Raw genomic sequence first — 25,022 nt, 5'->3', positions numbered from 1 at the left:
CACAATGCAACCATGGACTGACTGCCCGCCTCAGGAGATCGGGCTTGACACCGATGCTTCGGTTGGCGTGCGCGAGAACGCCTCACCCCTCAGTTCAATCAGCCTTGGTCCAGCTGAAAACAAGCCATTTGTATCGTGACGTCTCTTCAGGCTCGGCCGTGTAGGTCATCTGCATGTCGCCGCCCTCGGCGTAGATGTCGAGCCTGGGCGCCGTGTCCAGTTCGAGCCACAGGGAATCGTTCTTGAACGACCATGTCCCGCACCAGACGCAAGGCCCCGATGCCGGGTCACCCGGTTGGTGAAAATTGTAGCGGCCGTCCGCCGTGATCTCCAGATAGTCGAAGGCGCCATAAAAGGCGGTCACAGTCTGCTGAAATTCGGTCGCAGCCGCTTCCTGGTCGGGCTTCGCCGGCTCCTTCAGATCACGCGGTGGCCGGATTGCGGACCCTGCGATGCTCCATTTGCCGATGAAATCCTTTTCGGTGGGAAGATATTCCGTTTGCGCCTGCGCGGTCGAAACCGGAGCGATTGTCGGCGCATAGGCCGCGCTCGCGATGCCGATTGCGAGAAGCATTCCTGCGATGCCTGCAGCCTTGATTCGATTGCGCATCAGTTGCGCTCCTTTCACGACGGTTTGGGGCAGATTCCAAAACGAGATTACCCCCGAGCTAGGCCCGTGGGCACGCTTTTGGGCAACATGGATTAATCGAACAGGCTCGACACGGACTCTTCGGTCGCTGTGCGCGAAATCGCCTCGCCCATCAGGTCGGCGATGGAGATGACGCGGATATTCGGGGCGTCGAGCACGCCTTGCGTCGGCTGGATGGAATCGGTGATCACCAGTTCCTGCAGCTTCGAGCCGCTGATCCGGGCGACCGCACCGCCCGACAGCACGCCGTGGGTGATATAGGCGGTGACGCTGGTAGCGCCGTTGGCGAGCAGCGCATCGGCGGCGTTGCACAGCGTGCCGCCGGAATCGACGATGTCGTCGATCAGCAGGCAATCCTTGCCGGCGACCGCGCCGATGATGTTCATCACTTCGGATTCACCGGGACGTTCGCGGCGCTTGTCGACGATGGCCAGTTGTGCGTCGAAGCGTTTGGCGAGCGCGCGGGCGCGCACCACGCCGCCAATATCGGGCGAGACGACGACGACATTGGCAAGCTGTTTGTATTTTGCCTTCACGTCGCGGGCCATCACCGGCACCGAGAACAGATTGTCGGTCGGAATGTCGAAAAAACCCTGGATCTGGCCGGCATGGAGGTCGAGCGTCAAAACGCGGTCGACGCCAGCGCGGGTGATCATGTTGGCGACCAGCTTGGCCGAGATCGGTGTGCGGCCCGAGGCCCGGCGATCCTGCCTGGCGTAACCGAAATAGGGGATGACCGCGGTGATGCGCTTGGCCGAGGAGCGCATGAAGGCATCGATCATGATGAGCAGTTCCATCAGATGATCGTTGGTCGGGAACGAGGTCGACTGCAGGATGAAGACATCCTCGCCGCGCACGTTTTCCTGGATTTCGACGAAGATTTCCTGATCGGCGAAGCGTCTGACGCTGGCCTTGCCCAGCGGGACATTGAGATAGCGGGCGACCGCTTCGGCCAGCACCCGGTTGGAATTGCCCGCGAAAAGCTTCATGCACCGTTCCTGGCGAAGGATGGGGAGGTCCTCTTAATCGGGCTTGTAGCGAGCCGTGCCGGTATTGCAAGCCTCGTTGACGGGAATCCGCCGGCTAATCTCAAAAACGTCAACAGTGAACGGAAGCCGGTAACAGGCGGATCAGCCGGCGCTGCCGCCGAGCCAGGCCGCGAACTGGTCGATCGTCTGGTCGGCGATCGCCTGCATGGTAGCGGGTGCAACCGCGGGCCAGCCTTCGGCGGCATTGACCGAGGGCGCCTTCTGCTGGCCATTGATGCGGTGTAGACGGTTGCCAGCGGGGTCATAGACGTCCCAGACATAGATAACGGTGGTATCCTTGCCTTCCGTCATGGTCGAGAAGTAGCCCTTCAGCACATGGGTGGCGGCCTGGTCGGCGCTGCCGGCAAGGGTGATGCCGCGCTGCTTGGCGCGTGTCTGCAGTTCGGCCGTCAGCGGCGTTGCCGCTTCCACGGAGGCGCCGACGATCGGCGCGATCTGCAGCCGGGTCTTCGACAAAGCGGCGGCGCTCTGCGCGGGGTTGGCGGGTGTCGTGGCGCCGACGGCCGGCGCTGGTGTGGCGGCGGGCGCGATGCCCGGGGCAGCCAAGGGCTGAGCCGGTTGGGCCGAGGCTGCCGGCGGCGTGATGGCGGACGGCTCAAGGACGTCCTTGGCATTGGTGCAAGCGGCCAGCACAAGCGCTGCGAGCAATGACACGGTCGTCACATGCGATCGTCTCATCTGCCCGAAAACTCCTTAGTCGCGAACGCCCCCACGTGGACCAACCATTATGGATTCACTGTACGATCAAGTCGAGATCATGGCGTGAAAGCGGCTTCGGCTGGGATTCGGTGGTCAGGTAGGTGCGGCCAAGCGTCATCGCCGTCTCGGTTTCGGAGTCCATGATGATCATGTGCGCGAACAATGTCATGTTGGGCGCGATCGGCTCGGGATTGCCCTGGTAGAACATCGGCATATCCATCCAGGACGGGGTGAAGCGGGCGCCGACGGAATAGCCGCAGGCGTTCAACCGATGCTTGGTCAGGCTGTGCGCCTCCAGCGTGCGGGCATGCGCGTCGAAGACGTCGCCGAAGGTGTTGCCGGGCGTCATCGCCTTCTCGACCGCCAGAAGAGCCGCGCGGGCGGCGTCGAACAGCTCCTGATGGCGCTTCGACGCCTTGCCGGTCAGCACGGTGCGCATCATCGGCGCGTGATAGTGATGGAACACGCCGGCCCATTCGAGCGTCAGCTGATCGTTCTTGGTCAGCTTGCGGCGCCCGGCCTTGTAGCGGCAGAGCAGCGCGTCGATGCCCGAGCCGATGATGAATTCATTGGCCGGATAGTCGCCGCCGCCGGCAAACACCGCGCCCTGCATGGCGGCAAGGATCAGCGCTTCGTCGCCGCCCTGCTTGATCAGCGGCCGGGCCGCGTCGAGCGCGTCGTCGGAAAGGTTGGCGGCCTTTTCGGCCTTGGCGATTTCAGCCGGGCTCTTGAACAGGCGCAGACGGCCGACAATACCGGAGGCGTCGGCGATCTGGCCGAAGGTCTGCAGCTGCTCGTCGACGCGGCGGCCATTGAAGGCGGTCAGGCCATGGGTGTCGTATTCGACGCCGATGCGGGCGCCGAGGAGATTGAGGTCGTTGAGCAGGTTGCGCAGGTCGACCGCCGGGTTGGCGCCGTCGCGGTCGGTCCACAGCACGATGTTGTCGATGATCGATGTGTGGCGCGCCTGGCGCAAATCGGCCGAGCGGGTGAGCAGCACCATCGAGCCGTCAGCCTTCACAACCAGGCACTGGAAGAAACAGAAGCCGAACGTGTCGTAGCCGGTTAGCCAGTACATGCTCTCCTGGGCGAAAAGCAGTACAGCATCGAGCCTCTTTTCCGTCATCTCGATCATCAACCGGTCACGCCGGGCGTCAAATTCCGACCGTTCGAAATGCAGCGCCATTATCCGTTCTCCAAAACAATTGCCGAAACCTGCCGACCGTAGTCCGGTTCCTTGCGATGCGTCGCGCGCCGGTAGGAAAAGAAGAGATCCTCCTCGGCATAGGTGCAGCGGCCAAGCCCCTGCGCGGTCACGCCAGCCTTCTTCAGCCGGTCGACCGTATAGAGGTTGAGATCGAACATTGCATGCGCCGGATTGGCCGAAGGCGCGAAATAGCCGATGTTTTCGGCATCGGCTTCGACGAAACGGGCGACGAATTCCGGCCCGACCTCGTAATTGTCGGGGCCGATCGAAGGACCGAGAACCGCAATGATGCGCTCACGGCGGGCGCCGAGGCTTTCCATCGCGGCAATGGTGTTTTCAAGCACACCGGTGAAAGCGCCCTTCCAGCCGGCGTGTGCAGCGCCAATGATGCGCGCTTGCGCATCGGCGAACAGCACGGGGCCGCAATCGGCCGTCGAGGCGCCGATGGCGATGCCCGGCCGGTCGGTGACGATGGCGTCGGCCTTGGGCCGCGGGCCGGGAAAGGGTTCCCTGGCAATAACGACATCGGGCGAGTGGACCTGATGCGCGGTCAGGAGATGGCTGGCCGGCACACCCATCCAGGCAGCGACGCGGCGGCGGTTCTCGGCGACCAGCATCTGATCGTCATCCGAGCCGGTGCCGATGTTAAGTCCCTGATAGATGCCGCCGGAGACGCCGCCGATACGGGTGAAATAGCCATGGCGGATACCTCGCGGCTTGGCCGCTTCCAGCAGCGGCGAGCGAACAGGATCCGGTTTGGTCTGATTCAGCATGGATGGGTTTGTTGTCCGCGCCGGCGTTTTCGTCAAGGCGAAGTTCGGCCGAGTGATTGCGACAGTGCTGCCGCGTCGACTTTGCATTGGCCAAAAGCAGGCATGCGACCACAAGCGACATGGCGAGACGGCTTGTAACGATCTCTGAGGGTCAGACTGGCTGATGCGGCAGGATTTTCAGGATTTTGAACAGCGTGCCCATGCCGTCGGGGCCGGCCAGGCGCTCGACGGCATCGGCAATGGTTTGTCGTGCCTCTTGGCTTGCCTGGCTGCCCAACTGGCCAGCTCGCTCAAGCAATCCCGTGCCAAGCAGAAAGTCGCCCTGCGTCGCCAATTCCACATCGAGGCCATGCGCCCGCACGACGGCGGCCAGTGCCGCGAAGTCGACATGGGCGGTGAGATCGGCTTCGCCGGGATTGGCCAGCACATCTTCGGGGGCGTGCCTGCGCACGGCCTGCAATGTGTCGCCGAAACCGGGCTGGAGATGGCCGTAATCGGGGAACAGCCCGGCGCCGCCGTGGTCGGCTATGCGTTCGGCAATGGTCGCCATCAGTGCCGCGCGGGCCGGTGCTATTTCGAAAATAGAGCCTTGTGGCGCCTCGGCGGCGTCTTCCGGCAGCAGCGTCGCCTCGACCGAGCCGGCGCCGGCGAAGAAGCTCAACTCGTCTGAGACATCGAGGCCGATCACCCGTTCGCGCCAGCCGGCGCCGGCGCGGATGAACTGGCGGATCGGCACAGCGTCGAACAATTCGTTGCCGACAATCAGCAACGGCGCCTGCGGTAGTGTGGCGATGGTTTCGTGCCAGCCGAGCTCAACCGAAGTTTCGGCAAGCGTCTGCTTCTGGATTTCAGTCAGCCGCGGACTGGTCTCGACCAGAGCGAAGGATGCTCCGGCGGCGATAGCCGGATCGAGCCGCGTCAGGGTGCGAAGCATGTCCTTCATCAGCGTGCCGCGGCCAGGCCCGATCTCCGCGATGGTGACCGGCAGGGGTCGGCCGATCGCCAGCCAGGCCTGATAGAGCCAGACGGCGACGAGTTCGCCGAACATCTGGCTGATCTCGGGTGCGGTGACGAAGTCGCCGGCGGCGCCGAACGGCTCGCGCGTGGTGTAGTAGCCGTCGCTGGGATCGAACAGGCAGAGCGCCATGTACTCGTTGACGGGGAGGGGGCCGAGCGCGCCGATCAGGTCGACGATGCGGGTCTTCAGCCGTGTCATGCCGGCTGTGGTTGCGGCGCCGGTTTGGCTGTGGCCATCGCCCAGATGCCGGCCAGCACCATCGGCAGCGACAGCACCATGCCCATGGTGAGCCAGCCGCCGAGGAGGTAGCCGAGCTGCTGGTCGGGCTCGCGGAAGAACTCGACGAAGATGCGTGACAGGCCGTAGCCGCAAATGAAGGCGCCGCCGACAAAGCGCGGCGTCTTCAGCTTCAGCCGCGAATGGGTGAGGAAGCGCAGGACCAGGAACAGCACCGCGCCCTCGAGCAGCGCTTCGTAGAGCTGGCTCGGATGGCGAGGCTCCAGGCCCGCGACACAACCCGCCACGGTCTGCTGGAGACGCTCGTTGCAGAAGACGACGCCCCACGACACGTCGGTCACGCGACCCCAGAGTTCGGCATTGACGAAGTTCGCGATGCGGACGAGGCCGAGCCCGACCGGCACGCCGGCTGCCACCACGTCGAACAGTGTCCAGGTGCGGATGCCGCGCTTGAGGGAAAACAGCGTGATGGCGAGGATGACCCCAAGCAGGCCGCCATGGAACGACATGCCGCCCTGCCAGACGGCGAAGATGTCGAGCGGGTGGTCGATATAGCGCTTTAAATCGTAGAACAGCACATAGCCGGTGCGGCCGCCAAGCACGACGCCGACGGCAGCCCAGACGATGAAATCGTCGAGGTCGATCGGCTTCATCGGCAAGACGCCATCAGGCCACAGCCTTGTGTTGGTGACGAGCCGCTTGGCGTACCACCAGGCGAACAGGATGCCGACGATATAGCCGATGCCGTACCAGTGCACCGCCAGCGGGCCGATCTGAACCAGGATCGGGTCGATGTTGGGGAAGGACAGCGACGCCATCGGCAGCAGGAAATAGTCGTTCAACAGGATCTCCCGGGAGGGCTCGCGTTAGGGCGCGGACCATGCGGCAGGGTTTTGGCGGGGTCAAGGCAAGGTGACGACAGCCTGATCGTCAGAGATAATGGGCTCAACCCTGCGGCTTGCCGGCGACCAATTGCCTGAGCGCATCGTTGATCCTGTCTTGCCAGCCGGGGCCATCTTCCTGGAAATGGTCGAGCACGGCGCGATCGATCCTGATCGAGACAAGCTCGCGAACGTTTGGTGCGGCGGAGGGTTCGCGAATGGGAGGCGCGGGTTTCTTGACCGGCTTGAAGGCCGCTTCAGCGGCTTCCATCGGATTGGTCGGTCGGCGCGGGGGCGTTGCCATTGGTTGATCCTGAATGCGAGTGACTTCTTGCCTGGAGCAAGTCGTGAGGAAAACACTAGGCCGCTGGTCGGTGAAGACCAGTAACTTCACTTGGTTCTCTCTGCCATTGCCCTGTATTTGGCTTCAAGCCTGTCCAGCACCTCGTCGCCAGGCTAGACCCGGCCCGCACTGGCATCCGAAATGCCCTTTGCGAGTGCTGCATCGAGTGCTGCAAAGCGCTTCTCCAAGTCCGCACTGTCCGTCACGGCAACCGTCGTTCCAAGAATCCATTTGCGATAATAGCAATCTGTCGGCCGGACCGTGAGCCAAATCGCGTCCGACATGAAGCCGCACCAGCTTCAACGTTCTTGCATTCCGCAGGCAGTGCCACTACGTCAATTCCAGCAAGCGAGGATTTGCCATGTCGACCGGACCGAACCGCATTCTCGATGAATTCGCCAAGCTGATGACCGATGCCGCGGGTGCCGCACAAGGCGTGCGCCGCGAGGTGGAGACTGCCTTCAAGGGGCAGGCCGAGCGCATCCTCAACACCATGGATGTGGTGCAGCGCGAGGAGTTCGAGGCTGCCCGCGACATGGCTGCCAAGGCCCGCGAAGAAAACACCAGGCTGGCCGCCCGCATCGATGCGCTCGAGGCCAGGCTTGCCGAATTGACCGGACAGGCCGCACCTGTGGCTGCGGCAAAGCCCAAAGCAAAAAAATAAAATTTGAACTTTTCCACAAAGCACAATCCGAAAAAATGCTTTGCCGTGAATCGTTTACCGGCGATGCATGAATCTTTGTGACAGCGCCTTTCCACATGCTGATGACGCAGTGCGAAAAATTAGGCTGTTCACGCGACTCCCGATCAATAGACTGAATTTGTTGCATGATTCGGAGCAGGGTCATGCGGCCGGGCGGTGGGGTCCGGTCCGGGGTCTTTGTGTCGTGAAGTCCTGGCCGTCCGAGTTCAAGACAAGATTGTTCGTCGTGTGTGCCCCGCGGAGCGTGTGGCGCTCCCCTGAACACAGGAAGCATTCCATGGAACTTCTCGAACTCGAATTCTCCCGCGAAATCCATCCGGTGGATGTCATCGAGCAGGTCGCCCATAACAATGACTGGTCCTTCGAACGGGCCGGCGATGACGAAATCTCGATCTCGGTTGCCGGCAGCTGGACCGACTATCACGTCTCCTTCTCATGGATGGAGGATTTCGAGGCGCTGCATCTGGCCTGTGCTTTCGACATCAAGGTGCCGGAAGCCCGCGCGCTGGAAGTGATGCGGCTTTTGTCGCTGATCAACGAGCAGATGCTGTTTGGCCATTTCGATCTCTGGGAGCAGGAGGGCGCGATCATGTTTCGCCAGTCGCTGCTGCTCGCCGGCGGGGTCGAACCGTCGAGCCAGCAGGTCGAGGTGCTTTTGTCGTCGGCGCTTGAAGCCTGCGAGTGCTATTTCCAGGCCTTCCAGTTCGTTGTCTGGTCGGGAACCTCGGCCAAGGATGCGCTGGCCGGCGTCCTGTTCGAGACCTATGGCAACGCTTGAGCTTCCATGAGTTCGAGCAGCGCGCGCAAGCCCGAGATCAGCTTTGCCGATTTTGATCGTGTCGACATCCGTGCCGGCACGATCGTCGAGGCCGAGCCTTTCCCCGAGGCGCGCAAACCCGCCTTCAAGCTGAAGATCGATTTCGGCCCTGAGATCGGCGTGAAGAAATCCTCGGCACAGATCACGAAATACTATGCGCCGGAAACGCTGGTGGGACGGCAGGTGTTTGCGGTGGTGAATTTCCCGCCGCGCCAGATCGGTCCGTTCATGTCGGAAGTGCTCACGCTCGGCTTCCCTGATGAGGAAGGCGCCGTGGTCCTTGGCGCCATCGAGCGCAAGGTGCCGGACGGCGGCAGGTTGTTTTAGGAAGATTGCGTCAGGCGGCCAGCTTGCGCCTTGTGCTCAGCGCCTCTTCGACCGTGTCCATGAACATTTCGGCGCAGGCTTTCCAGCTGTAGCGCATGGCGCGTTCGCGCGCCTCGGCGCGGTCGACATTGAGCGCGGCGAGCGAGGCCTCGCGCAGATCGGTCGACACCGCGCCGCCGATGCCGTCGCCGACAATGTCGATCGGTCCGGTGACCGGATAGGCGGCCACCGGCGTGCCGCTGGCCAGCGCCTCGATGATGACGTTGCCGAACGTGTCGGTGCGGCTGGGGAAAACGAAAACATCAGCCGAGGCGTAGATCTCGGCCAGCTCATCGTTCGGGCGATGGCCGAGGAAGTGCGCCTGCGGGTACTTCGCCCTGAGCCTAGCCAGTTCCGGTCCTTCGCCGACGATCACCTTGCTGCCGGGCAGGTCGAGATCGAGGAAGGCGCTCAGGTTCTTCTCGATGGCGACGCGGCCGACGCACAGGAATACCGGGCCGGGAAAGCCGAGGTCCTTCTTCTTGTCCGGGCGGAAGTGATCGGTGTCGACGCCCCGCGTCCACGGCCTGAGCTTGGTGAAGCCTCGCAACGCAAGGTCCTCCGCCAGCGACTGGGTGGCGACCAGCGTGCCTTGTCCCGAATTGTGGAAATCACGCAGCCAGCGATAGGCCCAGCTCTCCGGCACCGGCAGGCGGGCGCTGAGATATTCGGGAAAGCGGGTGTGATAGCTGGTGGTAAAGGGACGGCCAGCATTGCGGCAATAGCGCCGCGCCATGATGCCGAGCGGGCCTTCGGTGACGATATGGATATGGTCGGCCTTGCGAGCCTCGATCAGCCGCGCGACATGACCGGGCGTGGTCAGCGCCAGCCTGATGTCGGGGTAGGTCGGCAACGGCAAGGTGCGAAAGATGTTCGGGGTCAGGAAGTCGACCGCAACGTCGAAGGTTTTCAGCGTTTCGGTGAGCCGCTCCAGCGTGTGGACGACGCCGTTGACTTGCGGCCGCCAGGCGTCGGTGACCATCAGGATGCGCATGGCGGTCCTTTGCTCGGGTCGACGGTTGCCTTGATGCGATAGCGGTACGGGCCGGCTGCCCTCGCTTCGCTCCACCGCACCCGGGCATGCACGAGGTCGAAGTAAGGCGGCTGAGCCGAATCAACTGAGGTCGCGCGCTTCATGCGCGCTCTTGACCATGGTTTCATGACGGGCGGATGAAGGTGGTTTTTGGCCGAGCCCGCCTTCCAGATCATGCTTTGGTCAGGCGGGCACCTTGATCACCGCCCGCAGGCCGCCGAGCGGGCTGTCTTCCAGCATGATGTCGCCGCCATGGCTGCGGGCAATATCGCGGGCGATAGAGAGACCAAGGCCGGTGCCGCTGGCGTCGAGGTTGCGCGCCTCGTCGAGCCGCACGAACGGTTTGAACACGTCCTCGCGCTTTTCCGGCGGGATGCCCGGACCGTCATCGTCGATGGTGACGACGAGTGAGCCGCGGCCGTGATCGGCGCTGATCTCCACCGTCTTGGCATAGCGCAAGGCATTGCCGGCGACATTGGACAACAGCCGGGCGAAAGCGTGCGGGCGCACATGCACGTCCGGATCACCGGCAAGCACGGTCGATAGCTTGCGCTTGTGCAGCGACGCCTCCTCGCCGAGCTTTTGGAAATAGGCCTCGAGATCGAAATGGCCGGCATCTTCCGACGCTTCGCCGCGGGCAAAGGCGATATAGCCTTCCAGCATCGACTGCATGTCGTCGATGTCCTGGTTGAGCGCGGCCTTGGTCTCGGGCTTGCCGCCAGCCAGCGCCAGCTGCAGCTTGAAGCGGGTGAGGATGGTTCTGAGATCGTGGCTGACGCCGGTCAGCATGGCGGTGCGCTGTTCCAGCTGGCGTTCGATGCGCTCGCGCATCTGGATGAAGGCAAAGCCGGCCCGTCGAACCTCCTCGGCGCCGCGTGGGCGGAAATCGCGCGGCATCGGCCGGCCCTTGCCGAAGCTTTCGGCGGCCTCGGCCAGAGACAGGATCGGCCGGATCTGGTTGCGAAGGAAGGGGATGGCGATCGTCAGCAGCACCAGCGACGTCCCGACCATCCAGATCAGGAAGATGTGGGTGTTGGAGGCATAGGCCTGGCTGCGGCGCACGAAGACGCGCAGCACCTTGCCCTCGAGCTGGATGCGGACCTCGACGATGTTGGAATTGCCGACCGTGTCGATCCAGAACGGGCGGTTGATCTGGCGGGTGATCTCGGTGGAAAGGACGTCGTCAAGGATCGAGAAGAAGGGCTTGGGTCCAGGCGCCGGCAACGGGTCGGGCGGCAAGAGGTCGACCTTCAACTGCATGCGGTCCTGGGCGATGCGGATGATGTTGGCGTAGTCGCCATCATGCGGATAGGTCTCGATCATGTCGATGATCGCGGCGATGTCGCGCACGGTGGCCTGCGACAGGCGCTGCGTCACGGTTGCCCAGTGGCGTTCCATGAAGTCGAAGGCGACGACCGACTGCAGAAGGATCATCGGCGCGATGACGATGATCAGCGAGCGGGCATAAAGCCGCTTGGGCATATAGAACGCAACCAGCCGCCAGAACCGCTTCCAGGCACGCGGCATTGCTTTCAGCGCGCGTGATACGCGCGCGCCAAAGCCGCCTTGTTCCGGCCGTTCCAGTTGCGTGGTCGCCATTTATCCTTCCGCTGGGTCAATGGCCGCTGGTCGATGGCCACATATCTATGGCCAAAGGGCGGCCGTCAGCGGCATTCTATTCCACGCTGAGCCGATACCCAATACCGCGCACCGTCTGCAGCCAGACCGGATTGGACGGATCGCGCTCGATCTTGCGGCGCAGCCGGTTGATCTGAACGTCGATGGTGCGCTCGCCGACTTCCGAATCGTCGCCGACAAGCTCATGGCGCGGGATGGTTTCGCCGGCCCGCGCGGCAAAGATCGCCAGGATCTCCTGCTCGCGGTCGGTCAGCTTCAGAGCCTCGCCGCCCCGCTTCAGCTCGCGCCTGGCGATCTGGAAGGTGTAGGGGCCGAAGACCAGCTGCTCGACCTTGGGCGTCGTCGCCGGGCCGCCGCGGCGCAGGATGTTGTTGATGCGCAGGATCAGTTCGCGCGGGTCGAAGGGCTTGGGCAGATAGTCGTCGGCGCCGGCCTCGAGCCCGGTGATGCGGCTGTCGGTTTCCGATAGCGCGGTGAGCATCAGGATCGGCACGTTCTTCTCCGCCCGCAGCGCCTTGGTGAGGTCGACGCCGGTCTCTCCGGGCATCATGACGTCGAGGACAAGGAGGTCGAAGTCGAGCCCGGCGAGCTTGCGCCTGGCCTCGCCGGCATTTCCGGCAACTGTGACGCGAAAACCATTTTCGGTCAGATACTGCTTGAGCAAATTGCGAATGCGGGTGTCGTCGTCGACCACAAGCAGATGCGGCGCGTCATCGTCCGGCGCCGTCGGCTGGTCCACCCTCTCAATGGTCTCCATGGCTTTTCCCTGACATGTTTGCAGGCACAATGTCGATCTGCGCCCTTAGTTCCGGATTGACCATGGCTTCCAGGAATCGTTCGATCAAGGGACGCTCGCTGGCTCCGGAATCTTCCAATGCAGCACGGATGCGGCGTGACTGTGGCCGCGCCAGGGCCAGCGCCAGGGCGCGCCCCTTGGCTGTCGGATAGAGCTCCCGCTGGCGGCGGTCGCGCGGACCCTGCAATTGCACGATATGGTCGGTGTCGATCAACTGCTTGAGCACCCGCGCCAGGCTCTGCTTGGTGATCTTGAGCACGTCGAGCAGTTCAGCGACCGTCAGTCCCGGCCGGCGGTTGACGAAATGCAGCACCCGGTGATGGGCGCGGCCAAAGCCGTAATCGGCCAGGATCTGGTCCGGATCGGAAGTGAAATCGCGATACGCAAAGAAGAACAGTTCGATGATGGCGAAGTCGATGCCGTCCTCGTCGGTGATCGGCGTCTTGATCGGTTTTCCGGCAGCTGGGCTTCGATCCGTCATCATTTCTCCGTCCATAGAGGGAAATTATGTCAGTACTATTGACGTAATTTCCCCGCAATGGTAATTTTTGACAAGCTTTTCGGCTGAATGCGAACGAAAAGGCAAGGGAGTGCGGTTTTTCCGGAACTTCCTGAGTTTGCCAGAGTTCGATTCTCCGCTTACGCTTCAAGGGCCGCCCGACGCGGCTGTCGCGCAACAAGAACAACACTAATGATGTGCGGGTCGCCGCCCGCGGGAGGTTTCCATGGCATCCGTTCCCTTCGACCAACTGGACGGCTTCATCTGGATCAACGGCGAGTTCGTCAAATGGGCCGATGCCAAGATCCACGTGCTGACCCACGGCCTGCACTATGCCAGCGCCGTCTTCGAGGGCGAGCGCGCCTATGGCGGCGCCATCTTCAAGCTCAACGAGCACACCGAGCGTCTGCATGAATCGGCGCGCCTGCTCGGCTTCAATATTCCCTATTCCGTGGCCGAGCTCAATGACGCCTCGACCACGCTTCTGAAGAAGCAGGGTTTCCAGGACGCCTATGTCAGGCCGATCGCCTGGCGCGGCAGCGAACAGATGGGGGTGTCGGCGCAGAACAGCCGCATCAACTGCGCCATCGCCATCTGGCAATGGCCGAGCTATTTCGACCCGGCGCAGAAGCTCAAGGGCATCCGTCTCGATCTGGCGGAATGGCGCCGGCCCGATCCGCGCACCGCGCCGTCGAAGTCGAAGGCCGCCGGCCTCTACATGATCTGCACCATGTCCAAGCATGCCGCCGAGGCCAAGGGCTATGCCGATGCCATGATGCTCGACTGGCGCGGCCAGGTCGCCGAAGCAACGGGCGCCAACATCTTCTTCGTCAAGGATGGCAAGATCCACACGCCGAAGCCCGATTGCTTCCTCGACGGCATCACCCGCCGCACCGTCATCGGCCTCGCCAAGGACCGCGGCCTTGAAGTCGTCGAGCGCGCCATCATGCCTGAGGAACTCGAAGGCTTCGAACAGTGCTTCCTCACCGGAACGGCAGCGGAAGTGACGCCGGTCTCCGAGATCGGTCCGTACCGATTCGAGGTCGGCGAGATCGCCAAGACTTTGATGAACGACTATTCTGCTGCGGTGCAACCTAAGCATGCGATAGCCGCAGAATAACGAAAGTCACAGCTTTTTTCGCAAGCAGGGGCGGTTTTGAGGCCGGCCCCTTTATTTCAGCATCTGTGCATTTGACTTTCGTACAATTCAGCGTCTCATGATGGTGTCGGCCCGGGAGGCTGGCAGCTATGGAGGGACTAGGTACATGGATACGAATACGCTCATTGCGCTCGTTGTACAGGTAATTGCAGGTGTTGTCGGTGGTCAGGCGGTCGGCGTTGCGCTGAAGAATGCGGCGATGGGCCAGTTGACCAAAATCCTCGGCGGCGCGGTTGGCGGCGTTGGCGGGGCGGCGATCCTCGGCAGCCTGCTCGGCGGCACGGCCGACCCGGCAGCGGCTGCAACGGCAGCGGGCGGATTGGGCGATACGCTGAACCTCAAAAACCTGCTCGGCGGCGCCGGCGGCGGCGCCATCCTGACCGGCATCATCGGTGCGGTCATGGGCGCGATGAAGAAGTAAGCCAACTAGATCATTCACCGTTTCACGGCGAATGATCTAGTTTGTTGTTTTACGCAATTCCGGACGGAAAACCGCTTTACACTTTTCCTGGAATTGCTTGAGACTGAGGCTTCGTCAAATGGGCGGCCGTTGGGCCGCCCATTTCTGTTTTAGGACGGACTGTTTGCCTTGCAGCAGTGGACGGCCTTCGCCCGCGCCTCTACATCACCCTGGAACAGCGAAAGGACAATCATGGGTCAGCTCAATGCCGGCATCGTGCCGGTCACGCCTTTCCAGCAGAACTGCACCATCCTGTTCGACATGGATGACAAGCATGGCGTCGTCGTCGATCCGGGCGGCGACATCGACAAGGTGCTGGCGGTGCTGAAGGACAATGCGATCACCGCCGCTGCGATCTGGATCACCCATGGCCACATCGATCACGCCGGCGGCGCCATGGAGCTGAAGGAAGCACTCGGCATCGAGATCATCGGCCCGCACGAAGCCGACAAGCTATTGCTCGACAATCTCGAGAACCAGGGCCAGCGCTACGGCATTGCCGGGGCGCGCAACTGCGTGCCCGACCGGTTTCTCGCAGAGGGCGAGACGGTTTCGTTCGGCTCACATATGTTCGAGGTGCTGCACTGCCCCGGCCATGCGCCCGGCCATGTCGTATACTACAATCGCGCGGCGAAGTTCGCTCATGTCGGCGACGTGCTGTTTCGCGGCTCGGTCGGGCGCACCGACCTGCTGGGCGGCGACCATGCGGCGCTGATCGCCTCGATCAAGGACAAGCTTTTGCCGCTCGGTGACGAGATCGGCTTCATCTGCGGCCACGGCCCGGGTGGCCGCTTTGGCGAGGAGAGGCGGACCAATCCCTTCCTGACTTAGCGATGTCTTTCTGCCAAAAAAAAGCGCTGGCCTTGCGGTCAGCGCTTTTTGTGGGACAGGGAAGCTCAATTCGCGACGCAGAAATGCTGCTCACCGTCATTGCCGGTGAACGTGCCGCTGCGGGCATTGAAGCTCCGGTAGCGGTCCGAGCAGTATTCGTACCAGTCGCGGGTCCACGGCTCGGCATAGCGGTCGGCATAGACGACCCGCGGTTCGGCATAGTAACGGCGCACCGGCGCCGGCCGCACTTCGCGGTAGTCGTAATCGTCATCATAGCTGCTGTAGCGCGGCTGCGGGTTGCTCAGCGCACCGGCGATCAGAGCGCCGGCCGCAAGGCCGACGACACCGGCCGCAAGCGCGTCGCCATTATGATGACGACCATGGCCATGATGCCAGCGGTTCCAGTCCTTGGCATTGGCGGCAGGCAAGGTGGCGAGGGTGGTCGCGGCGAGAGCGGCGCCCAGGATGGCGGTCTTGAAAATGCGATTCATTTTGGTCTCCTTCGTGCCGGCCCGGATAGTTTTCGGGGATGCGGTCCAGCCTAGGGGACGATTAATAGAAGACCGTGGCTGAACGGGGGCTGAACGGAATTGGCTGATACGATCCAGTTCTTGCGGCAAAACCAAGCGCGTACGCAAGGCGCTCCGCCTCGTCAATCTCCGTCCGGACTGTCTTGAGCCGGCTTAGCCGACCGACAGGTTGACGGCCTTTGGACCCTTGCCGCGCTTGTCCGGCTCGGTGTCGAATGTCACTTTTTGTCCATCCTCCAGACCGGAAAGACCCGAAGCCTGCACGGCCGAAATATGAACGAAGACATCCTTCTGCCCGTCGTCGGGCGTAATGAAGCCGAAGCCTTTGGCATGATTGAAGAATTTGACGGTGCCGGTCTGCGGCATGGGAAGCTCCCTTTGATCCCATAAAGTCCAGTTTCGGGCCGGCAAATGCCCGAAGGGAAATTTGTCCTTTATTTTAGCGCTATCGGCAAGAGAAAGTTTTGGCGACGGCGGCAACGCTGAAGGCTGCTCAAATAGATCGTGGCACCGAAGGCAATTCGCGCCAGACGATTGCTCCGGCGATCAGCCACGGCATTGACCGATAAAGCGTCCTTTGCCTCCGGCGACGGCGTCATGAAAAAGGCGCAACGGGAAACGTCGCGCCTTCGAAACTCTGGACGGCTGACAAAGCCGGTTCAAACACGCTTTAGGTGCTTTTTCGAGCGCCCTGACGGGCGCGCGGGCACCGCCGGTTCAGGCCGCGCGGAGGTTGACCGCCTTCGGACCCTTGCCCATGCGGTCGGGTTCAACGTCGAAGGTGACCTTCTGGCCGTCGACGAGGGTACGCAGGCCCGAGGCCTCGATCGCGGAAATGTGGACGAACACATCCTTGGCGCCGCCGTCGGGCGTGATGAAGCCGAAGCCTTTGGTCGCGTTGAAGAATTTAACGGTGCCGGTCTGGGCCATTGGGGAAACTCCTTCACCCGTGTCAGTCTTATGGTTTGCCCGCCGCCTGGCATCGTGGGCAAGTCCCGGTGGTTGCTTCGGCAGTCCTGCATTTGCGCATGGTAAAACCCCCCGCCGAAAATGGGGCCGTCAGAGATTCACAGTATCGGGGAAAGGTCGTCCAAAACGTTCCGCTCTCCGGGTCGCAAATGCCCGAACACAAAATTTATCGCACGGAAACGTGATCGTTGCAAGATAGCGCCGCGGGCCGCGTCCATCGACGCATCCCAACGCAGGCGCTTCGATAAACCCGGCCTCCTAAGAGATCATCGGCCAGAGCCCGGCCACGCATGGTCCAGCGGTCTGGTCCAGGGCCAGACCAATGCGGGGGCGAGCATCGCATGGCTCCCGCACCGCAAACGGGGGTTGCATTTGGCAAGGGAATGGCGAGGATCGACAGGCGCGTTTTGCGCCGGCTCGAGGGAGGTATATTCATGAGATTTCTTGCGGCGATCTTCTCGCGCCAGGGTTTTGCCATTCTCTTCCTGTCGGGTCTTCTTGCGGCCTGCACCGTCGTCGTCGATGACGGGCCGGGACCACGTCCGCGCCCGCCACGGCCGGAACCGGAATTCTGCACCAGGCAATACGAGCCGGTCTGCGCGCGGCGCGGCGGTGACCGCCAGACCTTCGCCAATGCCTGCCTTGCCGAACGGGAAGGCTACCGCATCGTTCGCGACGGCCCTTGCCGCGACGGCGGTGGTGGCGGTGGTGGCGGCGAAGAGCCGACATTCTGCACGCGCGAATACGCCCCGGTCTGCGCCCGCCGCCATGGCGAGCTGCGCACCTTTCCCAACGCCTGCGAGGCCCGTGCCGCCGACTACCGCGTCGTCGAGGACGGCCCCTGCTGATTTTCTTCTCCCCTGTCGGGTGAGTCCGCCGGAGGAGTATCCATCGTCTCTGTAGCACGATGAAAGGCTGGCGAACGCCGGGACGCTGCGAAGCAGCGGGGACCCCGCAGGTGGACCGGGCCACCCTCGGTCCTTCGCAGGCTCAGGGCGCTCGAAACTCGAAAAGTCAAGCAATTGGCCTTTCGTCTGCTGCGCGGACCGGCTTCTCACCTCCAAGGGAAGAAGGCAAGGTCGCGTATCGGAGTGGTTGCCTACGCCGAATACGCCCCGTCGGCCGGGCCGGGATAAAGCTCTGCGCCGTCCTCGTCGCAAATGCGCAGACGGTCGGGGATCTGCGGCATGGCGAGGCTATGGAACAGCGCGGTGGCGCCCTGCAGGGCGGCGCGCAGGTTCGGCGCGTCCAGCGATACCTTGTCGAGCGTGGCTTCGTCGGCGTCGCGCGAGCGGCTCGACGAAGAACGTCAAGCAAGCCTCCGTTGCAGAGTTTTGCGCGAGATCGTCAGTCCATTGCAGGCAGGTGCGCCAGGCGCGCCCCTGCCTGGTCAGCCCTTCGACTTCGGCTTCAGGCTGCTCTCGGCCTGCTTGACCGAGGAGCCGAACGGGGAGGCGGCCTTGGCCACCACCTTGTCTTTCTTGGGCTTGCGCGTTTCGCGATTGCTGCGCTGCTGACCCTTGGCCATCTGTCTGCTCCTTCGTGCGTGTTGGGTGGGTGCGGTGTCAGACGGCCGGGCTGTCGGTGACAGCCGGGGCGTCCGCCACTTCGAGATTGTCTTCCGTGGTGACCCGCTCATACGTCTCCTGCTCGCTGCGGATGCGATATTGCGGCGAGCCATCCTTGACCGGCAATCTGCTCTTGATCTGAAACAGCTCGGCGGTCTGCTGTGCGAGCCCGCTGCGGCTCTTCATGCGCACGGTCTGGCCGATGGCGAAGAGGTGCGAGGGCGTATCGGTGCGCGGACGCGCATTCTGCTGGAAGCGGATCATGCTGCGTTCTCCTGGTCGCGCCTCAGCGCTGTTTCGAGTTCGAGGTAGTCGATGGCGACAAGCTGGCTGGTGGCCGGGTTCTTCACCGCCCTTGCCGGCAAATGGATGAAGGTGGCGACGCGACGCCAGGCAAGCCGCGACATGCCCTCGATCAGCTCTTCGTCGTGATCGATGTCATAGTCGCCGGCCGGCAGTTGCCCTTCCAGCCCGCTAAGCACGAAGGGTGCCGCGAAATGGGCGATGGAACGGGTGGTGCGATCCGGCATTGGCTTGGCTCTGGTTCGTCGATGCTTTCCGGCATCAACCGGGAACTCAACCATCGGCGATTGGAATGAGTTTGGCGGGTCGAGTATCTCCGACGCCGCTATATGCCAAGCTTGACCCAAAAAACGATCTCAGATCAATAATCCGAAATTGTTGGTTATTCAAGCTGATTTCCGCCACGGCTCGACCGGTATAAAAAATTTCTCGTATAAACCCCTAATAAATCTGCTATCGTGGAACAATATCAGCCAATTTCTTATTTAGAGAGCATCGGAATAATTATTCCGGTGCCCCTAAGATTATTTTTTACGAAAGGCAAAAATATATGAGATTCATGAAAACGCCGGATCGTCCGACCGCAACAATCGAGCCAATCGTCCTCTTCCCCAAGGCAATATCAGTGCGCCTGACGATAAGAAGCGACGAAGCGGCACGGCGCAAGATTGCCGACACCGACGGCACGCTACGGCGGGAGCGCCGGCTCGCCGAGAGCAACCGGCTGATTTGAACGTACATTTTCCTGGAATTCCTCTAGAGTTTCGAAGAGGTCCGCGCCCTTGGCGAGCCCACTCTTCCCTTGAACCTGCAGCGCCGATGGCCTAGATCGCGGCAAGCGGACAAAACACGGCAGGTTTCCCATCAACAGAGATCAGAGAAGAGCGGCGGGTGCTGGAGCTGGCGGACAGCCGCCGCTGGGCCTCGACCAATATGTGCAGCAGGCGCTGCAGCTGCATCAGGCCGGGCGCCGGCAGGAGGCCGAGACGCTGTACCGGCAGATGCTGGCGCGCAAGGCCAATCACCCGGCAGCGGCGCATTTCCTGGGCCTGTTGCTGCACCAGACCGGGCGCAGCCCCGAAGGGCTGGAGCTGATCGAGCAGTCTGTGCGTCTGCAGCCGAAGAATCCCGATTTCCTCAACAATCTCGGCACGGTGATGCGCGATCTCGGCCGCGTTGCCGCGTCCGCCGATTTCTTCCGCGGCGCGGTCGATCTCAAGCCCGACCAGCTCGCGGCACGCGACAATCTGGGTTCGGCGTTGAAACAGCTCGGCCAGTTCGAGGCTGCGGAGGACATCTATCGCGGCACAATCGGGCGCAATCCCTTCCATGTCCGCGCCCGCATCGGGCTTGCCGAAACGTTGCAGGAAGCCGGTCGTCTGGATGAGGCGCTGGCGACCTTTCGCGAGGCGCTGACGATCCGGCCCAAGGATGCCGACCTGTTGCATGGGCTCGGCGTCGGGCTGATGGAAAAAGGCAAGCTCGATGAAGCGGCAGACCTGTTTCGGCAGGCGTTGGCGATCACGCCAGGCATGGCAAAGGCCTGGCTGATGCTGACGCAGGTCAAGCGCCAGAAGGAGCGCGACGCCGAACTCGCCGGCATGGAGGCCCAGCATGCCAAGGCGCCGGCCGACAGCCTGGCACGCATGCAGCTGTCCTTCGGTCTCGGCAAGGCCAATGACGATTTGAAGGACTATAACAGGGCCTTCGACTATTTCGCTGAAGGCAATGCGATCCGCCGCAAGGGCATCGATTATGATCCGGTCAGGACGCGGGCCGAATTCGAGGCGATGAAGACGGTGTTCAACGCCGGCTTTTTCGAAAAGCACAAGCCAAGTGCAATCTCCGACGACACGCCGATTTTCGTCGTCGGCATGCCGCGCTCCGGCACCACGCTGGTCGAACAGATCATCGCCAGCCATCCACAAGTCTATGGCGCGGGCGAGCTCAGCATGTTGAAAACCGCGGTCGGCAAGCAATTTCCGCTGACCATGCCCGGAGGTTTCCCCTGGGGACTGGTCGGTGTATCCGACGCGGAGTTTGCCGTAGCGGGCCAAGCCTATCTCGACATGCTGCATGAGCGCTATCCCAACTTCAGGCATGTCACCGACAAGATGCCCGGCAACTTCCTGCTCATCGGCTTCATCCATATGATGCTGCCGAAAGCCAAGATCATCCATTGCGCGCGCGATGCGGCGGCGACCTGCCTTTCGATCTACAAGGTGCATTTCCGCGGCGACAACCACCGCTACGGCTATGATCTGGGCGAGCTCGCCGATTTCCACAATATCTACACCGACATCATGGCGCATTGGCGCGATGTTCTGCCGGGCGTCGTGCATGACGTGCGTTACGAGGATTTCGTGGCCGACCAAGAGGGACAGACGCGGGCGCTGATCGGGCATCTCGGCCTGTCCTGGGACGACAAGGCGCTGTCGTTCCACGAGACCGACCGCCCGGTGCGCACGGCCTCGGCCGCGCAGGTGCGCCAGCCGATGTATCGGGGCTCGGTCGATCTCTGGAAGCGCTATGGCGACAGGTTGAAGCCGCTGCTGGACAAGCTGGCCTGAGCAGCGGCTAAAGCTCGATGAAGGGCTGGAAGCCGCCGAAGATCATGCGCTTCATATCGAACGGCATAGGCCCCAAATTGGGTGTCAAACGGGGATCGGCCATCACCTTGGCCATTACCGCGTCGCGGCTTTGCCTGGACGAATAGACGGCCCAAGCAAAGACGACGATCTCGTCGTCTTTTGCCTGAACGGCACGCGGAAACGAGGTCAACTCACCATAGGGCACGTCGTCGGCGATACATTCGACATAGGCGAGCGCTCCGTGTTCCTTCCATATCGGGCCTGCGAGGTTGGCCAGCTTCTTGTAGTCATCGATATTTGCCTTCGGCACGGCGAGCACGAAACCATCGACATAGGACATGAGGTTTTCCTTGGAGTATCTCACAAAGCTCCTTACCGGCGTCAGCCGGTGAGGAGCTTTGTCAGCGGTGGTCAGTCTTTCTTCGCCGGCGCGTTCATCGCCCATTCGACCCCGAAGGGATCGCGCATGTTGCCCCACTGGTCGCCCCAGAACATCAGCTGCAGCGGCACTGCGACTTCGCAGCCGGCATCGACCGCGCGCTTCCACCAGCCATCGATCTCGTCGGCGCCGAGATGGAGCTGCATGGTATAGCCCTGCGGCTTGACGGCAGGCATGCCGTTTTCGGGGTAGAAATCGGAAATCATCAGCGTCGAGCCGTTGATGTGGAGATGAATGTGCATCGTGCGGCCCTGCTCATCGGGCGGATAGAAGAACACCTGTTCGGCGCCGAAAGCCTTCTTGTAGAATTCGGCGGCCTTGAAGGCGCCGTCCAGCTGCAGATAGGGGGTCAATCCACCGAGAACTTTCGCGGCCGGCTGAATGGGGGTCTGGTCGGTCATGTCTTGTTCCTCTTTGGGTTTGGTCTGGGCGCTTGGTTGGCCTTGCGAACCCTAGGACGAACGAGGCGGCGGCGATCCTACATGTCTGATGCGATTTTCTGGGCCGATGCGATTTTCTGGCGAAACGAACTTGCGTCGGCGGCGCCCAATCAGAGCGCAATCCTCGCTGTCAGCAGGCTAGAACGGGGACCGCTTCTTCAACCCGCTGAGACGACAATGATCCTCTATTACCAGACCCATTCGCCCTTTGCGCGCAAGGCGCTCGTCTTCGCCCATGAGGTTGGGCTTGCCGACCGGCTCGAGGTCATTCATCACGAGACCAGCCCGACCTTGCGCAATGCCCGTGTCTACGCCGAAAACCCGCTCGGCAATGTGCCGGTGCTGCTGCGGCCGGATGCGTCGCCGCTCTTCGATTCCGATGTCATCTGCGCCTATCTCGATACGCTGCATGACGGCCGCAAATTGCTGCCGCAGGACGGCGAAGCGCGCTGGCAGGCGTTGCGGCTGCAGGCCGTCGCCCAAGGCCTGGCGCAGACGGGCATAGGCCTGCGCTGGGAGACGGAAAGGCGGCCCGAACAGTTGCGCTATGCAGCGCTTGCCGAAGGCTACCGGGAAAAAATCGAGGCCAGCTATGACTGGATCGAAAGCGCGCTGGACGCCGAGACATCGCTCCATGTCGGCCATGTAGCGCTTGCCACCACGCTGTCCTGGATGGCGTTCCGCCAGCTGCCGTCGTTTCGCGCGCGGGCGCGGCTGACGCGCTGGTTCGAGGCGTTCGAAAAGCGTCGATCGATGCAGGCGACGCCGCTGTCTGGCGATACGCATGACTGAGCAACGGTCGCCCCGCGGCGGCCTGCATCGATCTTTCCCGACCGCATGGTCAGGGCGCCCTGCAGATCCGCGGGCCGTTTTGCGCGTCGATGAGGATTTCCGGCCAGCCGATATCCTTGCGCAGTTCGATCGGCAGGGCCAGAAGCTCGCGCTCGCTGCGATAGCGGGCGCGGTTCTGTGCGTAACGGGCGGCGACGCGGCCTATGGATGACAAAATGGACATGATGCGTTCTCCTCAGATGAAGCCGGCATCATCGTGTCGGCATCCCAAGGACGCAGCAGGTTCAGCCGATCCGACAGAACGCTGAAAATATTTGCGGGAGATGCGAAAGCATGGACCGCAACACGGTGCGGCCCATGGTGGTAGTTCCTCAGCCCACCGTTTCAGCCACCGAGCGGAAGAAATCCTCGGGGTCTTCGACTTCGGTCAGCTTCCGCTTGTCGACCAGCCAGAAGCGGTTGCCGACGGCGCGGATGAAGGAGCGGTCATGCGAGGCGAGCACACAGCTCGCCTGGTGCTTGAGCAGTTCCTCCTCCAGCGCTTCCTGGCCGTCAATGTCGAGATGGTTGGTCGGCTCGTCCAGCAGGTAGAAGTTGGGGTGGGTGAGCCTGAGCGCCAGCATCATCAGCCGCGCCTTCTGGCCGCCGGACAGCACACCGATCTTTTTCTCCTGCATCTCAATGACCACGCCAGCGCCGGCAAGCAGCGAGCGGGCGCGTTGCTCGCCGACATCGTAGCGGTGCGAGACCAGGGCCAGCGGCGTGTCGTCGCCACTGATGCCGGCCAGCGCCTGGTCGCTGTAGCCAAGCACCGTCGACGGCGTCACCTTGACGTTCGGCACCGTGTCCGGCTCGGCGATGGCGTTGCGGATCAGATCGACGAAACGCGACTTGCCGACGCCGTTGCGGCCGAGCAGCACGATGCGGTCGCCCTGGCAGATGTGGCGCTTGCCGGTCTTGAACAGCAGCGTGCCGTCCGGCGTTTCCACTGCGGCGTCATCCAGCGTAATCAGCACCTTGGCATGGGTGCCGCGGTTGGCCAGCCGGATCGCGCCGGCCGATTTCTCGCGATGCGCCGATACCGCGGCGTCTTCCAGCTTCTCCGCCCGTTCCCTGAGTTGCTTGGTCTTCACCGTCAAAAGGTCGCTGCCGGAATTGATGCCGATGTTGTTGAGCTTGGCGGCCTGCTTGCGCAGCTGCTGCGCCACCTTCATGTCGCGCTCGAACCGGCGCGCCGTCGAGGCGTCCAATTCGTCCAGGGCCTGCCGCGCCCTGGAATAGGGCAGTGCAAACACCGGCGAGTCCTCCGGGCGCAAGAACAGCGTGCGGTTGGTGACGGCGTCGAGAAAGGCGCGGTCGTGACTGGCGATGACCACCGGCACTTCGCGCGGCAGGGCGTTCAGCCAGCTTTCCAGCTGGCTGATCTTAGCGAGGTCGAGATGATTGGTCGGCTCGTCGAGCAAAAGCACATCCGGATCGGTGACCCAGACGCGGGCGATCAGCGCCAGCCGCTGCCATCCGCCGCTCAGCGCCTGCATCGGCCGTTCGCGCATCGGCTCGGGCACGTCGAGCGAATCCAGCACCACGTCGACGCGCCACATCTCGCTGTCGGCCTGCTCGGCCGGCAAGGCATCGGCCACCACCTGATGGAAGGTGCGGCTAAGAAGGGTAGGTGGAACCGACTGCTCGACATGGCCGACACGCAGGCCGCGTGTGCGAGAAATGTCGCCCGAGGTCGGCTCCAGCGCGCCGGTCAGGCATTTAAGCAAGGTCGACTTGCCGCGGCCATTGGCGGCAACGATGCCGAGCCGGTCGCCGGTGCCGATGGTGAGGTCGAGGTTGGAAAACAGCGGCGCACTCATGGTGACGCCGAAGGATTTGAGGCTGATCAGGGCCATTGTGATTTCTCTGGTCTTGCCGGAGACAACTCCGGATGCACTTTGACGGTGTGCTTGCCGGCCGTCAGGCTCAGCTTTGCGCACCACGAAGGGCAGACCAAAAAATCGAAACGGGAAAAAACCCGTGATGTCCCTGGTCAGCCCTGCAAGCGAACTCGCAGGGCCGAAATCGGGCCACGCTGACGATGGTGATCGATAGACACGCAGCCCTCCTTTCAAGACAAAACTTTGAGTGTGTGGAGCGATTACACCAAAGGCGGGGGTGGAGGCAAGTGGCGACGGATGCGGCGGTGGTGGAGCGCTCTTCCCTTCTCCCACAAGGGGAGAAGGAAAG

At 62.5% G+C, this 25,022-nt stretch carries 33 protein-coding genes; 10 read left to right on the top strand and 23 right to left on the bottom strand.

Annotated features, from left to right (window positions below; genetic code table 11):
- Window positions 1–94: 94 nt before the first annotated feature.
- The 9 genes from ACYG9V_RS27535 to ACYG9V_RS27495 all read right to left on the bottom strand — a co-directional run bounded on the left by ACYG9V_RS27535 (window position 95) and on the right by ACYG9V_RS27495 (window position 7,140).
- Window positions 95–610: a hypothetical protein gene (locus ACYG9V_RS27535; RefSeq protein ID WP_352459853.1), complete on the bottom strand. Its 516-nt coding sequence runs from the start codon at window positions 608–610 to the stop codon at window positions 95–97.
- Window positions 611–702: 92 nt separating this feature from the next.
- Window positions 703–1,638 (bottom strand): ribose-phosphate pyrophosphokinase, encoded by a 936-nt coding sequence (locus ACYG9V_RS27530; RefSeq protein ID WP_023686119.1) that lies wholly within the window; start codon window positions 1,636–1,638, stop codon window positions 703–705.
- A 141-nt stretch (window positions 1,639–1,779) separates the two neighbouring features.
- Window positions 1,780–2,376, bottom strand: a complete 597-nt coding sequence (locus ACYG9V_RS27525; protein ID WP_023686118.1) for a hypothetical protein — start codon at window positions 2,374–2,376, stop codon at window positions 1,780–1,782.
- Between the two features lie 55 nt (window positions 2,377–2,431).
- Window positions 2,432–3,583, bottom strand: a complete 1,152-nt coding sequence (locus tag ACYG9V_RS27520; RefSeq protein ID WP_352762329.1) for a M24 family metallopeptidase — start codon at window positions 3,581–3,583, stop codon at window positions 2,432–2,434.
- A complete protein-coding gene (gene pgeF / locus ACYG9V_RS27515; RefSeq protein WP_023695793.1) occupies window positions 3,583–4,377 on the bottom strand; it encodes a peptidoglycan editing factor PgeF in 795 nt (264 codons plus the stop codon). The genes ACYG9V_RS27520 and pgeF overlap by 1 nt, the downstream gene beginning before the upstream one ends.
- A gap of 151 nt (window positions 4,378–4,528) precedes the next feature.
- Window positions 4,529–5,593: a class I SAM-dependent methyltransferase gene (locus ACYG9V_RS27510; RefSeq protein ID WP_023683719.1), complete on the bottom strand. Its 1,065-nt coding sequence runs from the start codon at window positions 5,591–5,593 to the stop codon at window positions 4,529–4,531.
- A complete protein-coding gene (gene lgt, locus ACYG9V_RS27505; protein WP_352762327.1) occupies window positions 5,590–6,474 on the bottom strand; it encodes a prolipoprotein diacylglyceryl transferase in 885 nt (294 codons plus the stop codon). Before lgt ends, ACYG9V_RS27510 begins: the two co-directional genes overlap by 4 nt.
- Before the next feature lie 103 nt (window positions 6,475–6,577).
- Window positions 6,578–6,817 carry a BrnA antitoxin family protein gene (locus ACYG9V_RS27500; protein WP_023683720.1) on the bottom strand — a complete coding sequence of 80 codons (240 nt, stop codon included), beginning with the start codon at window positions 6,815–6,817 and terminating at the stop codon, window positions 6,578–6,580.
- Window positions 6,818–6,969: 152 nt separating this feature from the next.
- Window positions 6,970–7,140, bottom strand: coding sequence for a hypothetical protein (locus ACYG9V_RS27495; RefSeq protein ID WP_023683721.1), 171 nt, complete (start codon window positions 7,138–7,140; stop codon window positions 6,970–6,972).
- 77 nt (window positions 7,141–7,217) lie between these two features.
- Here ACYG9V_RS27495 and ACYG9V_RS27490 point away from each other — a divergent pair, with 77 nt between their 5' ends.
- The 3 genes from ACYG9V_RS27490 (at window position 7,218) to ACYG9V_RS27480 (ending at window position 8,703) form a co-directional block, all read left to right on the top strand.
- The gene (locus tag ACYG9V_RS27490; RefSeq protein WP_023672029.1) at window positions 7,218–7,520 is read left to right on the top strand and encodes an accessory factor UbiK family protein; all 303 of its coding nucleotides are present in this window, start codon (window positions 7,218–7,220) and stop codon (window positions 7,518–7,520) included.
- A 316-nt stretch (window positions 7,521–7,836) separates the two neighbouring features.
- On the top strand, window positions 7,837–8,337 hold the full coding sequence (locus ACYG9V_RS27485) for a type III secretion system chaperone family protein (RefSeq protein ID WP_006202532.1): 501 nt from the start codon (window positions 7,837–7,839) through the stop codon (window positions 8,335–8,337).
- A gap of 6 nt (window positions 8,338–8,343) precedes the next feature.
- Window positions 8,344–8,703, top strand: a complete 360-nt coding sequence (locus ACYG9V_RS27480; RefSeq protein ID WP_023672028.1) for a tRNA-binding protein — start codon at window positions 8,344–8,346, stop codon at window positions 8,701–8,703.
- A gap of 10 nt (window positions 8,704–8,713) precedes the next feature.
- On the opposite strand, the gene ACYG9V_RS27475 is transcribed toward ACYG9V_RS27480, so the two are convergent.
- The 4 genes from ACYG9V_RS27475 to ACYG9V_RS27460 all read right to left on the bottom strand — a co-directional run bounded on the left by ACYG9V_RS27475 (window position 8,714) and on the right by ACYG9V_RS27460 (window position 12,690).
- Window positions 8,714–9,736, bottom strand: coding sequence for a glycosyltransferase family 4 protein (locus ACYG9V_RS27475; RefSeq protein ID WP_352762326.1), 1,023 nt, complete (start codon window positions 9,734–9,736; stop codon window positions 8,714–8,716).
- A 222-nt stretch (window positions 9,737–9,958) separates the two neighbouring features.
- Entirely contained in the window at window positions 9,959–11,374 is a 1,416-nt protein-coding gene (locus ACYG9V_RS27470; RefSeq protein ID WP_023672026.1) for an ATP-binding protein, read from the bottom strand.
- Window positions 11,375–11,450: 76 nt separating this feature from the next.
- Entirely contained in the window at window positions 11,451–12,170 is a 720-nt protein-coding gene (locus ACYG9V_RS27465; protein ID WP_023672025.1) for a response regulator, read from the bottom strand.
- Complete coding sequence (locus ACYG9V_RS27460; protein WP_023683723.1) at window positions 12,157–12,690, bottom strand: MarR family winged helix-turn-helix transcriptional regulator; 534 nt, start codon at window positions 12,688–12,690, stop codon at window positions 12,157–12,159. Before ACYG9V_RS27460 ends, ACYG9V_RS27465 begins: the two co-directional genes overlap by 14 nt.
- A 244-nt stretch (window positions 12,691–12,934) precedes the next feature.
- On the opposite strand from ACYG9V_RS27460, the gene ACYG9V_RS27455 reads away from it, so the two are divergent.
- The 3 genes from ACYG9V_RS27455 to ACYG9V_RS27445 all read left to right on the top strand — a co-directional run bounded on the left by ACYG9V_RS27455 (window position 12,935) and on the right by ACYG9V_RS27445 (window position 15,158).
- Window positions 12,935–13,828, top strand: a complete 894-nt coding sequence (locus ACYG9V_RS27455) for a branched-chain amino acid aminotransferase (protein ID WP_023672023.1) — start codon at window positions 12,935–12,937, stop codon at window positions 13,826–13,828.
- 145 nt (window positions 13,829–13,973) lie between these two features.
- Complete coding sequence (locus ACYG9V_RS27450; RefSeq protein ID WP_023672022.1) at window positions 13,974–14,288, top strand: hypothetical protein; 315 nt, start codon at window positions 13,974–13,976, stop codon at window positions 14,286–14,288.
- A 231-nt stretch (window positions 14,289–14,519) separates the two neighbouring features.
- The gene (locus ACYG9V_RS27445) at window positions 14,520–15,158 is read left to right on the top strand and encodes an MBL fold metallo-hydrolase (protein ID WP_023749780.1); all 639 of its coding nucleotides are present in this window, start codon (window positions 14,520–14,522) and stop codon (window positions 15,156–15,158) included.
- Between the two features lie 65 nt (window positions 15,159–15,223).
- Here ACYG9V_RS27445 and ACYG9V_RS27440 read toward each other — a convergent pair whose 3' ends face one another.
- The 3 genes from ACYG9V_RS27440 to ACYG9V_RS27430 form a co-directional block, all read right to left on the bottom strand.
- The gene (locus ACYG9V_RS27440; RefSeq protein ID WP_023672020.1) at window positions 15,224–15,649 is read right to left on the bottom strand and encodes a BA14K family protein; all 426 of its coding nucleotides are present in this window, start codon (window positions 15,647–15,649) and stop codon (window positions 15,224–15,226) included.
- Between the two features lie 192 nt (window positions 15,650–15,841).
- Window positions 15,842–16,054, bottom strand: coding sequence for a cold-shock protein (locus ACYG9V_RS27435; RefSeq protein ID WP_023672019.1), 213 nt, complete (start codon window positions 16,052–16,054; stop codon window positions 15,842–15,844).
- Window positions 16,055–16,405: 351 nt separating this feature from the next.
- Window positions 16,406–16,618: a cold-shock protein gene (locus ACYG9V_RS27430; protein ID WP_006202520.1), complete on the bottom strand. Its 213-nt coding sequence runs from the start codon at window positions 16,616–16,618 to the stop codon at window positions 16,406–16,408.
- A gap of 473 nt (window positions 16,619–17,091) precedes the next feature.
- On the opposite strand from ACYG9V_RS27430, the gene ACYG9V_RS27425 reads away from it, so the two are divergent.
- Window positions 17,092–17,505: a Kazal-type serine protease inhibitor domain-containing protein gene (locus tag ACYG9V_RS27425; RefSeq protein ID WP_023733345.1), complete on the top strand. Its 414-nt coding sequence runs from the start codon at window positions 17,092–17,094 to the stop codon at window positions 17,503–17,505.
- A 542-nt stretch (window positions 17,506–18,047) separates the two neighbouring features.
- Here the strand turns inward: ACYG9V_RS27425 and ACYG9V_RS27420 are convergent.
- From ACYG9V_RS27420 to ACYG9V_RS27410, 3 genes are read right to left on the bottom strand one after another with little or no spacing between them, the layout of a single operon-like run.
- Window positions 18,048–18,185, bottom strand: a complete 138-nt coding sequence (locus tag ACYG9V_RS27420) for a hypothetical protein (protein WP_023683725.1) — start codon at window positions 18,183–18,185, stop codon at window positions 18,048–18,050.
- Between the two features lie 37 nt (window positions 18,186–18,222).
- Window positions 18,223–18,489, bottom strand: coding sequence for a hypothetical protein (locus tag ACYG9V_RS27415; protein ID WP_023831416.1), 267 nt, complete (start codon window positions 18,487–18,489; stop codon window positions 18,223–18,225).
- Complete coding sequence (locus ACYG9V_RS27410; protein ID WP_023701590.1) at window positions 18,486–18,755, bottom strand: hypothetical protein; 270 nt, start codon at window positions 18,753–18,755, stop codon at window positions 18,486–18,488. Before ACYG9V_RS27410 ends, ACYG9V_RS27415 begins: the two co-directional genes overlap by 4 nt.
- A 323-nt stretch (window positions 18,756–19,078) precedes the next feature.
- Between ACYG9V_RS27410 and ACYG9V_RS27405 the strand changes: the two genes are divergently transcribed.
- Both ACYG9V_RS27405 and ACYG9V_RS27400 read left to right on the top strand, forming a co-directional pair.
- Window positions 19,079–19,261 (top strand): hypothetical protein, encoded by a 183-nt coding sequence (locus tag ACYG9V_RS27405; protein WP_023689691.1) that lies wholly within the window; start codon window positions 19,079–19,081, stop codon window positions 19,259–19,261.
- Between the two features lie 202 nt (window positions 19,262–19,463).
- Window positions 19,464–21,098 (top strand): tetratricopeptide repeat-containing sulfotransferase family protein, encoded by a 1,635-nt coding sequence (locus ACYG9V_RS27400; protein ID WP_352762323.1) that lies wholly within the window; start codon window positions 19,464–19,466, stop codon window positions 21,096–21,098.
- A gap of 7 nt (window positions 21,099–21,105) precedes the next feature.
- Here ACYG9V_RS27400 and ACYG9V_RS27395 read toward each other — a convergent pair whose 3' ends face one another.
- Window positions 21,106–21,459, bottom strand: a complete 354-nt coding sequence (locus ACYG9V_RS27395) for a DUF1428 domain-containing protein (protein WP_023749778.1) — start codon at window positions 21,457–21,459, stop codon at window positions 21,106–21,108.
- A 71-nt stretch (window positions 21,460–21,530) separates the two neighbouring features.
- Window positions 21,531–21,959, bottom strand: coding sequence for a VOC family protein (locus tag ACYG9V_RS27390; protein ID WP_023705894.1), 429 nt, complete (start codon window positions 21,957–21,959; stop codon window positions 21,531–21,533).
- A 216-nt stretch (window positions 21,960–22,175) separates the two neighbouring features.
- Between ACYG9V_RS27390 and ACYG9V_RS27385 the strand changes: the two genes are divergently transcribed.
- Window positions 22,176–22,790, top strand: coding sequence for a glutathione S-transferase family protein (locus tag ACYG9V_RS27385; RefSeq protein WP_023749777.1), 615 nt, complete (start codon window positions 22,176–22,178; stop codon window positions 22,788–22,790).
- 49 nt (window positions 22,791–22,839) lie between these two features.
- Here ACYG9V_RS27385 and ACYG9V_RS27380 read toward each other — a convergent pair whose 3' ends face one another.
- Together ACYG9V_RS27380 and ACYG9V_RS27375 are read right to left on the bottom strand one after the other, a co-directional pair.
- A complete protein-coding gene (locus ACYG9V_RS27380; protein ID WP_023672009.1) occupies window positions 22,840–23,013 on the bottom strand; it encodes a hypothetical protein in 174 nt (57 codons plus the stop codon).
- Between the two features lie 148 nt (window positions 23,014–23,161).
- Complete coding sequence (locus tag ACYG9V_RS27375) at window positions 23,162–24,688, bottom strand: ABC-F family ATP-binding cassette domain-containing protein (protein WP_352762320.1); 1,527 nt, start codon at window positions 24,686–24,688, stop codon at window positions 23,162–23,164.
- Window positions 24,689–25,022 lie beyond the last annotated feature (334 nt).

Source organism: Mesorhizobium sp. W016, assembly GCF_054719485.1.
Note: the sequence above shows the minus strand (reverse complement) of the source record. Positions and strands in the feature narration are given on the sequence as shown.

What these genes read in the sequence shown, in the direction of transcription:
- ACYG9V_RS27535 (WP_352459853.1), bottom strand. Translation starts at nt 610, where the DNA reads ATGCGCAATCGAATCAAGGCTGCAGGCATCGCAGGAATGCTTCTCGCA.
- ACYG9V_RS27530 (WP_023686119.1), bottom strand. Translation starts at nt 1,638, where the DNA reads ATGAAGCTTTTCGCGGGCAATTCCAACCGGGTGCTGGCCGAAGCGGTC.
- ACYG9V_RS27525 (WP_023686118.1), bottom strand. Translation starts at nt 2,376, where the DNA reads ATGAGACGATCGCATGTGACGACCGTGTCATTGCTCGCAGCGCTTGTG.
- ACYG9V_RS27520 (WP_352762329.1), bottom strand. Translation starts at nt 3,583, where the DNA reads ATGGCGCTGCATTTCGAACGGTCGGAATTTGACGCCCGGCGTGACCGG.
- pgeF (WP_023695793.1), bottom strand. Translation starts at nt 4,377, where the DNA reads ATGCTGAATCAGACCAAACCGGATCCTGTTCGCTCGCCGCTGCTGGAA.
- ACYG9V_RS27510 (WP_023683719.1), bottom strand. Translation starts at nt 5,593, where the DNA reads ATGACACGGCTGAAGACCCGCATCGTCGACCTGATCGGCGCGCTCGGC.
- ACYG9V_RS27500 (WP_023683720.1), bottom strand. Translation starts at nt 6,817, where the DNA reads ATGGCAACGCCCCCGCGCCGACCGACCAATCCGATGGAAGCCGCTGAA.
- ACYG9V_RS27495 (WP_023683721.1), bottom strand. Translation starts at nt 7,140, where the DNA reads ATGTCGGACGCGATTTGGCTCACGGTCCGGCCGACAGATTGCTATTAT.
- ACYG9V_RS27490 (WP_023672029.1), top strand. Translation starts at nt 7,218, where the DNA reads ATGTCGACCGGACCGAACCGCATTCTCGATGAATTCGCCAAGCTGATG.
- ACYG9V_RS27485 (WP_006202532.1), top strand. Translation starts at nt 7,837, where the DNA reads ATGGAACTTCTCGAACTCGAATTCTCCCGCGAAATCCATCCGGTGGAT.
- ACYG9V_RS27480 (WP_023672028.1), top strand. Translation starts at nt 8,344, where the DNA reads ATGAGTTCGAGCAGCGCGCGCAAGCCCGAGATCAGCTTTGCCGATTTT.
- ACYG9V_RS27475 (WP_352762326.1), bottom strand. Translation starts at nt 9,736, where the DNA reads ATGCGCATCCTGATGGTCACCGACGCCTGGCGGCCGCAAGTCAACGGC.
- ACYG9V_RS27470 (WP_023672026.1), bottom strand. Translation starts at nt 11,374, where the DNA reads ATGGCGACCACGCAACTGGAACGGCCGGAACAAGGCGGCTTTGGCGCG.
- ACYG9V_RS27465 (WP_023672025.1), bottom strand. Translation starts at nt 12,170, where the DNA reads ATGGAGACCATTGAGAGGGTGGACCAGCCGACGGCGCCGGACGATGAC.
- ACYG9V_RS27460 (WP_023683723.1), bottom strand. Translation starts at nt 12,690, where the DNA reads ATGACGGATCGAAGCCCAGCTGCCGGAAAACCGATCAAGACGCCGATC.
- ACYG9V_RS27455 (WP_023672023.1), top strand. Translation starts at nt 12,935, where the DNA reads ATGGCATCCGTTCCCTTCGACCAACTGGACGGCTTCATCTGGATCAAC.
- ACYG9V_RS27450 (WP_023672022.1), top strand. Translation starts at nt 13,974, where the DNA reads ATGGATACGAATACGCTCATTGCGCTCGTTGTACAGGTAATTGCAGGT.
- ACYG9V_RS27445 (WP_023749780.1), top strand. Translation starts at nt 14,520, where the DNA reads ATGGGTCAGCTCAATGCCGGCATCGTGCCGGTCACGCCTTTCCAGCAG.
- ACYG9V_RS27440 (WP_023672020.1), bottom strand. Translation starts at nt 15,649, where the DNA reads ATGAATCGCATTTTCAAGACCGCCATCCTGGGCGCCGCTCTCGCCGCG.
- ACYG9V_RS27435 (WP_023672019.1), bottom strand. Translation starts at nt 16,054, where the DNA reads ATGCCGCAGACCGGCACCGTCAAATTCTTCAATCATGCCAAAGGCTTC.
- ACYG9V_RS27430 (WP_006202520.1), bottom strand. Translation starts at nt 16,618, where the DNA reads ATGGCCCAGACCGGCACCGTTAAATTCTTCAACGCGACCAAAGGCTTC.
- ACYG9V_RS27425 (WP_023733345.1), top strand. Translation starts at nt 17,092, where the DNA reads ATGAGATTTCTTGCGGCGATCTTCTCGCGCCAGGGTTTTGCCATTCTC.
- ACYG9V_RS27420 (WP_023683725.1), bottom strand. Translation starts at nt 18,185, where the DNA reads ATGGCCAAGGGTCAGCAGCGCAGCAATCGCGAAACGCGCAAGCCCAAG.
- ACYG9V_RS27415 (WP_023831416.1), bottom strand. Translation starts at nt 18,489, where the DNA reads ATGATCCGCTTCCAGCAGAATGCGCGTCCGCGCACCGATACGCCCTCG.
- ACYG9V_RS27410 (WP_023701590.1), bottom strand. Translation starts at nt 18,755, where the DNA reads ATGCCGGATCGCACCACCCGTTCCATCGCCCATTTCGCGGCACCCTTC.
- ACYG9V_RS27405 (WP_023689691.1), top strand. Translation starts at nt 19,079, where the DNA reads ATGAGATTCATGAAAACGCCGGATCGTCCGACCGCAACAATCGAGCCA.
- ACYG9V_RS27395 (WP_023749778.1), bottom strand. Translation starts at nt 21,459, where the DNA reads ATGTCCTATGTCGATGGTTTCGTGCTCGCCGTGCCGAAGGCAAATATC.
- ACYG9V_RS27390 (WP_023705894.1), bottom strand. Translation starts at nt 21,959, where the DNA reads ATGACCGACCAGACCCCCATTCAGCCGGCCGCGAAAGTTCTCGGTGGA.
- ACYG9V_RS27385 (WP_023749777.1), top strand. Translation starts at nt 22,176, where the DNA reads ATGATCCTCTATTACCAGACCCATTCGCCCTTTGCGCGCAAGGCGCTC.
- ACYG9V_RS27380 (WP_023672009.1), bottom strand. Translation starts at nt 23,013, where the DNA reads ATGTCCATTTTGTCATCCATAGGCCGCGTCGCCGCCCGTTACGCACAG.
- ACYG9V_RS27375 (WP_352762320.1), bottom strand. Translation starts at nt 24,688, where the DNA reads ATGGCCCTGATCAGCCTCAAATCCTTCGGCGTCACCATGAGTGCGCCG.